This window comes from Rhizobium sp. NZLR10 (assembly GCF_019685125.1).
Lineage (GTDB): Bacteria > Pseudomonadota > Alphaproteobacteria > Rhizobiales > Rhizobiaceae > Rhizobium.
This window is the reverse complement of sequence record NZ_JABDWE010000017.1, coordinates 124,649-136,256: the sequence shown is the minus strand read 5'-3', so window position 1 is coordinate 136,256 and position 11,608 is coordinate 124,649. Positions and strand designations below refer to the sequence as shown.

Sequence of the window (11,608 nt, the reverse complement as noted above, 5' to 3'; positions counted from 1 at the left end):
ACGGTGTCGCTGGCAGCCGACCCTGCTGGAGCCACGAACACGCCTTGCAGCGGAAGCAAGGGCGGTGTTGCGGGCTGCCGTGGCGACACATTCATCTGCAATGATGGCTCCGTAAGCGCCAGCAAGAAATCTTGTACGGGCTATCCCGGAGCTGCTGCTGGCCTTCTAGGCGGATCTTCGCCCCAGATGTCGCCCGCCATGGCCGGGGAGTGCTCCTGCCGGTCCGGCGCGTATTGCACGGGTCCGCGCGGAGGAAGGTACTGCATGACCGACGCCGGAACGAAAAGCTACGTGCGGAGATAGCCGCGCGGCCCATCGTCAAAACCCATAACGACCTGGGGAGTTCCCGGAGCGGAGGCGACCGCGAACAAAAAAAGCCCCGCGTGCTGAACTGACCCCCGAAAGTTGGACACCCAACTTCGGGGGTCAGTTCAGCACGCGGGGCTAGTTTAGAGTGCATTGAAAGCTGGCTGCGCCGAGTTGCTTGGGAGCGGACCTAGCGCATCCAAGCCTCAAACTCCCCTTTGCGATTAGAGTTCCCAATATGATCAATTTTTTCGAGAAGCGTAGATAGCAGCCGCAGCCAAGGCGGTCCGCCGTCGAAAAAAGCCCCGCATTCGCGCGGGGTCTAGTTGGACAAACACGGACGTGCGACGTAGCAAGCACATCCATGTATTCGCAACCCGGAAAATAAAGAAAAGTTCCAACGCAAGCATTTGATTCATGCATTGCGCGGCCTAGAGCGAGCAAGGGCGGTCATCATTGGCTCGAATAGTAGTAAAGAAAAACCCGCCAAGGCGGGATCAAGATGGAGGGGTGTTTACTACAGCGCGTCTTCGCGCATTCGAAAAATAATGCTCCTTTCTCCACCATTTGCAATTAATATTATATTTATATGTCATTGTTTCCGCATTTTTATTAGGTTCTACTAAATTCAAAGCAAGGTAGAAAAGCATAACGCGAAGATTATAACTACAATTTGTATTAACAGTTTGCTATTGTTAGCTCGGCCGCTCAGCGATCACTTGCTAAACCCTAAGCAAAGAGTCTCCTGTACGTTGGGCGGCCATCAATTTTCAGTTCGCAGTCGTCCGCGCCGGCCCCGAGATCCCGCCCAGCCCAATCTTCCGCTCCTGTACGAACGGGATAAGCCTTTTAAAGAACCGGTTCGGTTGCGTTCGAAAATACTACTCGGCGGCTTGCCGCAAGGAGTTCTCCTCCGGGAGTGCCAATGGTCCGATGATTTCGAAATCGCATGGCATTGCGTGCTGGTCGGTGCCCAGCAGTGCAAGGGTCCAATAGTTGGGATCTTCTCCGAAGACAGTCGAGACTTTCACAACGGTGAGCTTCCCGTCGAAGTGCTTTGCTGAACGCGCCCAGTAATAGGCTTCCGGAATCAAACTCGCGGTAAACATAACGCTCACTCCCGTTCGAGCGCGGAAGATATCAGAATTCTTATAAATGAACATGCCTCATGGTGCGCCGCCTGCAAACGGGAACGGGGAATCCAATCCACCCTCATAGTGCCCAGGGATGTTTCTGCGGCCGCGACGAGGTCGACTGGACGATCGACTGAAACGACGGCGCCCTGCGCCCAGACGCTGGCGCGTCCTCGAGGCGGGCGGCGAGGGAAGGCCTCCGCTGCTCGTCGAGTGGGTGCCGCCGAAGATCGTCTACGCTCCGGCGCGGTCTTCGATGGAGAAGGGGGCTGCGGTACTGGAATTCAAGGCGTGTAGCCGGCTCTCGGACGGCCTTCTCCCGCGTGTGAGGATGATGTTGTCAGTGGAATCCCGGATCTCGGACCTTGGTTGGGGGATAGCTCCGACTCAAGTCTTACACGTGGAACCGCTTGTGGGGGGGGAGTGTTTTCGATTGGCGACGCCAAAGAGCGCCCCGCCGATTTTTGGAGCCCCGGAGACGAATCATGCGCCTGCTCATCGTCGAAGACGAATTGGGAATCGCTCTGGCGATCGAGGACGTCGCGATCGACGCCGGATTCGAAATCACTGGCATCGCGGGGACTATGTCAGAGGCTCTGGAGCTCGGCGCCGAAGCAGACATCGCCATCATCGACGTCCGGCTTGGGGATGGACTCACCGGGCCGTCCATTGCCCGCGCGCTCTTTTCCGGGTTCGGACTTGGGGTGGTTTATTTCACCGTGAATCCTGGCCTCATCGAGAACCCGGAGGGGCGCCCTGTCGTCACCAGGCGGACGAACCCCGAAAGAATAGTGGATGCGCTGTCCATGGCAGCCAAGAACGCCCGCGCAAGAACGCATCGCGTCGCGAGCGGGCCTACCTTCCACTGAACGCTTGAGGTGATCGATTGGCTTCCAGCCACGGGAATAAATGGCGCAGCACACTGCGCGTATTATCGGCCGAGATGCGAATCCCCGCGCCGCGATCCCAGGAAGCCTTAGAGATGCTCTCGGAGGCCGTACACGAACGTTCAGCTTTTACGACGTCGGGCCAGACTAGCAGGCCTCGCACAAACTGCCGGCCGCCGCACTCGAATTTTTCCCGCATTATGGAGCAAGCGCCACCGAAGAAACGCAGGTCCGATGGTTGCATGGAGCTGCACCGTTGGTAAATTCAGTTGGTATACCTATGAGGTGCCAGCATTGACCAGGGTTCCTAGCCTTGAGGAAATCCAGTCTCTTGAAGAGGCTCTTCACCGCCAAGAGATAAGGGGTTGCAGGGAGGCGGTCGAGATTTTGCTCGCGGAAGGTTTTGTGGAGTTTGGAGCTTCTGGCAGTGTATACGACCGAACAACTATCATCGATCTTCTTGTGCAAGAGGACGGTATCGATGAAGGCGATCTCCGATCAGCGAACTACGTCCTGAAGCCTATCTCGAATGACGCTGTGCTTCTGACCTACGAGACAGAGCGCTCTTATCCAAATGGTTCAAAGCGGCGTGTGCTGCGAAGCTCCGTCTGGAAACACGACGGGCTCAAGTGGCAAATGTTTTTCCATCAAGGCACGATCAGGCCGTAGCGACGTCTGTGTGGTGCATCAGCGAGCGATACCAGGCGCCATGACCGGCCCTCGGAGGCTTCGGTGGTCGGCGTCATCGTTCTCGCGTGCGCGGAGCAAATATTTGCAAGGTAGGCGCCGCACCTAAATTGGAGAGTCGGAGCAATTTTGATCTTGCAGGCTCTGGAGCGACGCGTCGAGGCTGAGGGTCAGGCCTGTCGGGGCATAATCAACAGAGACTTTTCCGAACGCAGACAGGCTGGAATTGATGAGCCGGGAGCCGAAGCCCCTCCTTTTCGGAGCTTCCACAGTCGGACCGCCGCGCTCTCGCCAACGGAGGTCGAGGTGGTCGGCGCCCGCTTCCTGACGCAGAGACCACTCGATTTCGATCACTCCGGTATCAACCGACAGGGCCCCGTATTTCGTCGCGTTCGTGACAAGCTCGTGCAGCACGAGAGAGAACGCTAACACCGCCTGGGGGGTCAGCGTGACTGTGGGACCACTTGCTTTGAGACGGTCCGGCCCAAGTCCGAGATTGACTGCGGTCGCCTCGACGATCGTGTCCATGGTCGCTGACAGCCAGTTCTTCTGCAGCAAAATGTCATGCGCGTGGGCATAGGCGTTGATGCGCGCCGATATCGACTGCTCCGCATCCTCCATGCCGACGGCGCTTCTGAACGACTGGCTGATAATGGCCTGGACGACGGCCAGCGTATTCTTGATGCGATGCGAGAGCTCGTGCATAAGGACGCGTTGTCGCTGCTCATTTTCTCGCTGCTCAGTTCGATCCCTGAGAATCTTCACGAAACCTTCGAGTTCGCCATCATCCGACCTCAGCGCCATGAGCTGGCCTGATGCCCAGAATAACGAGCCGTCCTTTCGGACGTGCCATCGTTCATCGTCTCCGTGGCCCGCGGTCAAAGCAGCGGTCATTTCCCGCTGGGGAACCCCAGTCTCGCGGTCTGCCTGCGTGAAAATTGCGCCGACGGGCTGGCCAATGATTTCAGTGTCGTCCCATCCGAGGATCCTGCGGGCTCCCTCATTCCATGTGGTCACCCTGTGATCGAGATCCACGGAGATGATCGCATATTCGATGGCACTCTGGAGGATGGCTTCGAGGAAGCGTTCCCTGGCGCGACTGGAATTGGAAAAGGGGGTCTTGACCATATTGCGCCGTATCCATCAAGCCACGAGCGGGTGACCTTAATACTATACCGGACACTGCCGCATTACCATCGAAGCCGTGATGTTCCCGTAAGAATGGTCTCCCCGGCAAACAGAGGCGGACGAGACTATTCGAACATGCCCGCAGTCATTCCGTGCAGCGGAGGAACTATATCTTATCGGTAGCGTTTTGCCGGGACACTCAAGATCCTGGGAGGATAACATGAAAATACTGGTCATCTCTGCCGCATCGCTGTTTCTGTCACTTGGGGGAGCGGCGGTCGCGCAGACGACGACGGTCGTCGTCCCTGGCGAGGTCAAAACCTATGTCATGAAACAGGAAACGCCATCCGCCACGTTTGAAGGTGACGTTGCAGTCGGTACGGCGCTTCCTGACACAGTCGAGATCCACACAATCCCTGATCAACCTGATTACGGTTATGTGGTCGTCAACAAGAAGCGTGTGCTCGTCAATCCGAAGACCCGCGCGGTAATCGAAGTCTACCAGTAACTTGAAAGAATCGCGGGCCTGCTTCAGGCTCGCGGTTCCCCAGTCATTCCACCTTCGTCTCAAACGCGGTTCGCTCGGGGCTAAGAGTTGAACTCAGCGTCGCATCCACCGCAGTCAGTCGCATCAGGTGACGGCGTAGCCGCGGCGTCGCCTTTGGGCATTCGGATGCGAGGACGTCGGACATTCCCGAGTCAGCCTTCGTGGAGTTCTTCGCCACCGGGATGAGCAGCAGGTCGCCGACAGCGATGAAGGGTTCGTCTGCAATCAAAGCATTCAAGAGGCCACCTTGGCGTCAGCCTTTTGTGCATGGTGCCCGTCACCCGTCGCCGCCTCGGGGTTGGCCTAAAGAAAGGCCGTCCCTGCCATGCCGACTACGGCGCCACACATCGCAAGGCAGGTCGCCCATCCGAGAATTTTCAAAATCTTGCCAATCACAAACTGTTTCATGATCGTTCGATCCGAGGCGATCAGCATCAGGACGACCATGACTGGAACGGCAACAACGCCGTTTATGACCGCGCTCCAAAACAGCGCCGTCATTGGTTGTACCGGCGTAAAGTTAAGCACCATGCCGACAATCGTAGCCACCGCGACGGTGGTATAGAAGGCCTTTGCCTCGCGAGGTTCACGAGAAAGGCCAACCTTCCAATGCGCCACTTCGCTTACGGCGTACGCTGCCGACCCGGCAAGGACAGGCACGGCCAGTAGTCCGGTTCCAATGATGCCAGTCGCAAAGATGACTTCGGCGAACTTCCCCGCCAGTGGTTCGATGGCCTTCGCGGCGTCGACGGAGTTCTCGATGTTCGTCACGCCAGCCTTGTTCAGGGTCGCAGCGGTCGTTGTCATGATGGCGAGCGCGACGATATTCGATGCAGCCATGCCGATCAGCGTGTCCAGCGTAATGCGTTCATTGGCTGCCTTCGCTTCCCGCGGATGTTCGATCAATGGTTCTGCGTCAGGCTTTTCCTTCAAGTCTTCCGCCTCCTGAGAGGCCTGCCAAAAAAACAGATAGGGACTTATCGTCGTCCCAAAGATCGCGACGATCACCGACCAGTATTTTGGGCCGGACGTGAAACTTGGGATGAACAAACCTCGCGCAAAGCTTGCCCAATCGACATGGACGACGAAAAGCGTGGCGATGTAGGAAAGCAATGCCAGGCTCAGCCATTTGAGGAAGGCGACGTAACGTTCATATTTAACGAATACCTGGAGAAGGATGCATGTGGTGCCGAATGCGGCGACGTAGATGAGCGCATACCCTCCCAAAAGCAGATGCGCCGCATCTCCCATGGCGCCGAGGTCCGCACCGATGTTGATGATATTGGCAACTAATAGCGGCCCGGTAATCGCGATCCCCACCCATGGCGGGTAGCAGCGCACAATGCTTCCTGCCAATCCGCGTCCGGTGGTCCTTCCGATCCGCGCGCTGATCATCTGGACGGCGACCATTAACGGATACGTCAACAGCAAAGTCCAGTTCGTAACATAACCGAACTGTGCCCCTCCCTGGGAATATGTTGCTATTCCGCTTGGGTCGTCGTCCGATGCGCCTGTAATGAGGCCAGGTCCCAGGATTTCAAGCAGGCGTGATTTCGAAGGTTCAGGGGCGGCGCTTCTTTCGTCTATACGATGTTCGCTCACAGCGGCCTCATAACATCCCACGCCGTCTCAAGCGGTTCTGCCGCCGGCTCGGTGCAAATAAATCGCTGGCGGTCTCGTTTGTTCCACCGCTCGGCTGAGCCCGTCCGCTGCCCTGGAACAACGCACTTTCTTCCGACGTTACCGGGTCGTGGCATGTGGAGCGGCAATAATGGATCTCGGGCTGACCAATAGGCGTGTTCTCGTAACAGGAGGCAATTCCGGTCTGGGCGCCGCGATCGCGAAGGCATTCGCTGCCGAGGGGGCACGAGTTGCGATCAACTATCTCGTTAACCCGAAACAAGCCGATAAGCTCGTTGAAGAAATCTGCGCCACTGGTGGCGAGGCTCGTCAACTTAGGGCCGATATCAGCGACCCCAAAGCGGTTGAGGCGATGTTCGGTGCCATCGATGATGCCTGGGGCGGCATCGACATACTGGTAAACAACGCCGGTATCGACGGCGAGCGCGCGCTCGGCTGGGAAGCCGAAACCGGTGCCTGGAGCAAGGTCGTCGACGTCAACTTGAAGGGAACATATTTGTGCGCCCGCGAGGCCCTGAAACGCATGGTCGCTCAAAAGTCGGGCGTCGTACTCAACACCACAAGCGTTCATGAGGTGATCGCCTGGGCCGGCTATAGCGCCTATACGGCTAGCAAGGCGGGTGTCTCTATGATGTCCAAATCGCTAGCGCAGGAAGCGGCGCCGCATGGCGTTCGCGTTCTTTGCATCGCGCCGGGGGCGATCCGTACGCCAATCAATCAGGCAGTCTGGCAGGATGCCCAGGGTTATAGGGATTTGCTTACGAAGATCCCACTGGGCCGTATAGGCGAGCCCGAGGATGTTGCAAACATCGCCATCATGCTGGCTTCTGATGCCGCCAGCTACGTCACCGCGACGACGATCTTTGTGGATGGCGGCATGACCGACTACCCCTCCTTTGCGCATGGCGGGTGATAGGGACATGGCCGGGCGCATCGAAGACTACGGGCTAATTGGAAATATGCTGTCCGCCGCGCTTGTGAGTAAGGATGGATCGATCGACTGGTTATGCCTGCCGCGTTTCGATTCACCTGCTTGCTTCGCCGCACTTCTCGGCACCGCCGATAACGGCCGCTGGAAGATCGCGCCAGTGGGTAGAAGGAAAACAAGCCGGCGCTACGTTCCCGACACTGCAATTTTGGAAACCCGGTTCGAAACGGCGACCGGCGTCGTTACGCTCACTGATTTTATGCCGATCAATGAAGGCGACCGCCATGCGGATGTGGTCCGCATCGTGACCGGTGTTTCTGGCACTGTCGACATGGAGATGGAACTCGTGCTCCGGTTCGAAAACGGGCAGGCTGTGCCGTGGGTGCGGCGCAAGGACTACGGCCTGAGCGCGATCGCCGGGCCCAACGCAGTGGAACTTCATACTGATCTGAAGCTCAAGGGCCGCAACATGAAGACTTACGCCCGCTTCTCCGTTGCGGCCGGCGACGCGGTGCCGTTGACGATGTCGTATCATCCTTCCAGCGACCAGCCACACTTTGTCCGCGATCGCCACGAGGAACTCGATCGAGCGACAACCTGGTGGCGGGAATGGGTGAAGCACGGCAGCTTTGAAGATATGCCGGAAGTCTGGCGCGCGCCGGTGGTCCGCTCGCTCATCACGCTCAAGATGCTGATTTATGCCCCGACGGGCGGGATTGTCGCTGCGCCGACCACCTCGCTTCCCGAGAAGATCGGAGGGACACGAAATTGGGACTATCGTTACTGCTGGCTGCGCGATTCAGCACTGACGCTTTATGCGTTGCTAAATTCGGGATATCGCCAAGAGGCAGAGGATTGGCGGAAATGGCTGCTGCGCGCAGTTGCGGGTGCTCCGGAACAGCTTCAGATCATGTACGGGATCGCGGGGGAGCGTTGGCTCCCCGAGTTCGAAGTGTCGTGGCTCAAAGGATATGAGGGAAGCATTCCGGTCAGGATCGGCAACGCCGCTGCCAGTCAGGTGCAAATCGACGTCTATGGCGAACTCATCGATACCCTCAACGCAGCGCGCGATGCCGAGCTGCAGTCGCAAGAGGAGGCCTGGCGGCTGCAAAAGGTACTTCTTGCTCACTTGGTGACTGCTTGGCAGACGCCGGATCACGGAATTTGGGAAGTGCGTGGGCCAGCGCGCGCATTCACCCACTCGCGCATGATGGCCTGGGTGGCATTCGACCGCGCCGTCATCTGCACGGAGCGGTACGGGCTTGAAGGCCCGGTGGCGAAGTGGCGTGAGGTGCGCCAACAAATTCATGAGGAAATTTGCGCCAGCGGCTTCGATGAGAAAAAGAACAGCTTTGTCCAATATTACGGCGGTGACACGCTAGATGCGAGCCTGCTGCTGATGCCCCAGGTGGGCTTTTTACCAGCCGACGACCCGCGCATCATTGGTACAATCGCTGCAGTTGAGCGGGAGCTCCTGCAGGGCGGCCTGGTCATGCGCTATTCGACGAACCGGACCGACGACGGTGTCGGTGGCAGGGAAGGAGCATTTCTGGCCTGCAGCTTCTGGCTGGTTGATGCTTATGTGCTCACTGGGCGGCGGCGGGATGCGCAGAACTTGTTCGACCACTTGCTCAGTCTTCGTAACGACCTAGGCCTACTCTCAGAAGAGTTCGACGTCGTCGGTCGGCGCCTTCTCGGCAATTTCCCTCAGGCTTTTTCGCACATCGGCCTGATTAACACCGCGCACAATCTGGTCAGCGCGGGAGGACCGGCACGACAGCGTGCTGAAAAGACCGCCCCGAGCAAGCCACGCAAGGTTTCCCCAGATGCGCTGTAAGGCGCTCTTATCGGAACGCGGAGGGAGCACTGGTGGAGCCCCTCAGCGCCGAAACCGGCACTGGGGTCAGTCTTGCGGCGGGCGTCTCGCGCCTTGAGCTTTGTCCGGCCGGCTAAATCGCCCCTTGCGAATAACCGCAAAAGGCGTGTGCTCATCAATCCGAAGACCGCGCGGTAATCGAAGTCATCAAGTATCTTGAAAGGATCGCGGCCCTGCTTCCACGACCCGCGATTCCACTGTCATTCCAGCTTCGTCCGCATCAGTGACGTTCGCTGGGGGCTGAGAGTTGAACTCAGTGTCGCATCCACCGAAGTGAATTGCGCGCTGTTATGACGTTCCACCTTGGGTACAAGCAAATTGAATTGATGGGTGCCATTAGCCGCCGACGCATGCTCAATAGAAACTTAAGTTATTTGTCATAATCTTAACCAACCACCTCGTGGTAGAGCGTGTGGAGTAGTTCCGAATGCGCATGCGGCTGGAACAGACCTATCCAGCTTGTTGATCGGTTGCGTCAGCACCGGGCGTAAAGACGCCTGTGCGACAGGAAGGATAGCGATGCCATCTAAGCTTTTCGCCCGTATCAGTGCCAAGCTGACAGCCATGTCTGCAGCCGGCATCATCATGGTTGCAGCGCTGCTGGCAGCCGTCTTTGTCGGTGACAACTCGGTCGGCAAGAGTTCCGATTTCGGTCGAATGCAATTGGTCCTCTCCCGCGACTTGGTTGATGCAAAGGCATCGTTGCGCGGAATGGTAATGGGAATGTTGGAACTGCGCCTGGCAGAGACCCCTGACGAAGCGACCAAGGCGCGCGACTATGTCGCCAAGCGGCATGAATCGGTTGTCAAATATCTGGCCAGCGCGAGCGCCAGCATGACGCTCCAGGCCAATAAGGACCGAGTGTCAAAGGTTTCCGATTTGACAGCTCAGTGGATGAACGACTTCAAAGGGCTTTCAAAGGCCGCCGATGCAAAGTTGAGTAATTCAGCCAGCAGCGCCGAGGCCTCAGTGGGCGAAAAGTCGGCTGAAGGCAAGCTTCTGGGCGTTGCAGACGAGATTGGATCGCTACTCGACGAATGCGTAAACGCAGCCAAGGGGAAAGCGGACGAAGCGGGAAATCAGATGGCGGCGGCATCTCATTTGGCGCTGCAGGCTAGCCTCGGAATGGGATTTCTTGTCATAGCGACGCTGGTCGCTTCAGCGATCTTTGGTTCCAAGGCGATTGCTCGCCCGATCGGTGAGTTGACAGGGAGCATGAAACGACTGGCCGACGGCGACCTCGAAACGACCGTACCGTTCGCGAGCCGCACCGATGAGATCGGTGGCATGGCCGGCGCGGTGGAGGTGTTTAAGCAGAACGGCATCAAAATGCGGCTTCTCAACGCCCAGGAAAGTGCCTTGCAAGCCAAGAGTGCTGATCTTTCCTCCAACATCTCGAGCGTCGTTGCTGCCGCTGTAGCTGGCGACTTCACCCACAGAATACAGACAAGCTATGACAATCTGGATCTCGACCGTTTCGCTGCAAGCGTCAACGAGCTCGTGACCTCGGTCCATCGCGGTGTCAGCGAGATCCAACGTGTGATCGCCGCGCTCGCCCAGGGGGACCTGACCGAGGAAATGCGTGGCGAGTTCCAGGGTGCGTTCGGCGAGCTCAAGCACAATGTGAATGCGACAATGGACGGCCTGAGAACTGTGATGGCAGAAGTCAGGGTCGCGATCGATACGATCAATTCCGGCACCGGCGAGCTCAGCAATGCGGCCGGCGATCTCTCCAAGCGCACCGAACAGCAGGCGGCGTCATTGGAAGAAACGGCTGCAAGTCTCGAGGAGATTACGTCAGCGGTCAAGAATTCTACGGATCGAGCTGCGGAAGCCAATCACATGGTGGGCGAGGCGCGCAAAAGCACGGATCAATCGAGTGCGGTGGTCACGGATGCGGTCGCGGCCATGGGCCGTATCGAACAGGCCTCCGGCGAAATCGGTCAAATCATCAACGTCATCGACGAGATTGCCTTTCAGACGAACTTGTTGGCGCTTAACGCCGGGGTCGAAGCGGCCCGCGCCGGCGAGGCCGGCAAGGGTTTCGCAGTGGTTGCGCAGGAAGTCCGTGAGCTTGCTCAACGCTCCGCTCGCGCCGCAAAGGACATCAAGGAACTGATTACCCGCTCAAGCCAAGAGGTTCAGACCGGCGTGAAACTGGTAACGGCCACGGGTGATGCGCTGAGTCTTATCCAGAACCAGGTGACGAAAATCAACGACCACGTCCACTCGATCGCGATTGCCGCAAGAGAACAGACGACCGGCCTTTCCGAAGTCAATACTGCTGTCAATCAGATGGACCAGGTCACGCAGCAGAACGCGGCCATGGTCGAAGAGGCAACGGCAAGCACCAGCCGGCTTGCCGAAGAAGTACTCTCGCTCTCGCGGTTGATCTCCCGGTTTAAAGTTGAGGGAAGGAGTGGCCCAGCACTCTCTGTGACAAGCTCGGTCAAGCGCTACGCGCCCGCTGCCTAA

Annotated in this window: 10 protein-coding genes; 6 read left to right on the top strand and 4 right to left on the bottom strand. The window is 57.9% G+C overall.

Annotation, left to right across the window (positions count from 1 at the left end; genetic code table 11):
- Positions 1-1,187: 1,187 nt before the first annotated feature.
- Complete coding sequence (locus HJB82_RS23680) at positions 1,188-1,415, bottom strand: hypothetical protein (RefSeq protein ID WP_207586097.1); 228 nt, start codon at positions 1,413-1,415, stop codon at positions 1,188-1,190.
- Between the two features lie 509 nt (positions 1,416-1,924).
- Here HJB82_RS23680 and HJB82_RS23675 point away from each other — a divergent pair.
- A complete protein-coding gene (locus tag HJB82_RS23675) occupies positions 1,925-2,308 on the top strand; it encodes a response regulator (protein ID WP_221132276.1) in 384 nt (127 codons plus the stop codon).
- A 252-nt stretch (positions 2,309-2,560) separates the two neighbouring features.
- A complete protein-coding gene (locus tag HJB82_RS23670; protein ID WP_221132275.1) occupies positions 2,561-2,995 on the top strand; it encodes a DUF4440 domain-containing protein in 435 nt (144 codons plus the stop codon).
- Positions 2,996-3,118: 123 nt separating this feature from the next.
- Here HJB82_RS23670 and HJB82_RS23665 read toward each other — a convergent pair whose 3' ends face one another.
- The gene (locus tag HJB82_RS23665; RefSeq protein WP_221141693.1) at positions 3,119-4,141 is read right to left on the bottom strand and encodes a sensor histidine kinase; all 1,023 of its coding nucleotides are present in this window, start codon (positions 4,139-4,141) and stop codon (positions 3,119-3,121) included.
- Positions 4,142-4,361: 220 nt separating this feature from the next.
- On the opposite strand from HJB82_RS23665, the gene HJB82_RS23660 reads away from it, so the two are divergent.
- Complete coding sequence (locus HJB82_RS23660) at positions 4,362-4,649, top strand: DUF1236 domain-containing protein (protein WP_221117970.1); 288 nt, start codon at positions 4,362-4,364, stop codon at positions 4,647-4,649.
- A 43-nt stretch (positions 4,650-4,692) separates the two neighbouring features.
- Here HJB82_RS23660 and HJB82_RS23655 read toward each other — a convergent pair whose 3' ends face one another.
- Positions 4,693-4,926 (bottom strand): hypothetical protein, encoded by a 234-nt coding sequence (locus tag HJB82_RS23655; RefSeq protein ID WP_221141691.1) that lies wholly within the window; start codon positions 4,924-4,926, stop codon positions 4,693-4,695.
- Between the two features lie 65 nt (positions 4,927-4,991).
- Complete coding sequence (locus tag HJB82_RS23650) at positions 4,992-6,290, bottom strand: divalent metal cation transporter (RefSeq protein WP_311044057.1); 1,299 nt, start codon at positions 6,288-6,290, stop codon at positions 4,992-4,994.
- A 169-nt stretch (positions 6,291-6,459) separates the two neighbouring features.
- Between HJB82_RS23650 and HJB82_RS23645 the strand changes: the two genes are divergently transcribed.
- From HJB82_RS23645 to HJB82_RS23635, 3 genes are all read left to right on the top strand, one after another.
- Entirely contained in the window at positions 6,460-7,242 is a 783-nt protein-coding gene (locus HJB82_RS23645) for a glucose 1-dehydrogenase (protein ID WP_221141689.1), read from the top strand.
- A gap of 7 nt (positions 7,243-7,249) precedes the next feature.
- Positions 7,250-9,094: a glycoside hydrolase family 15 protein gene (locus HJB82_RS23640; protein WP_221141687.1), complete on the top strand. Its 1,845-nt coding sequence runs from the start codon at positions 7,250-7,252 to the stop codon at positions 9,092-9,094.
- 558 nt (positions 9,095-9,652) lie between these two features.
- Complete coding sequence (locus HJB82_RS23635) at positions 9,653-11,608, top strand: methyl-accepting chemotaxis protein (RefSeq protein WP_221141685.1); 1,956 nt, start codon at positions 9,653-9,655, stop codon at positions 11,606-11,608.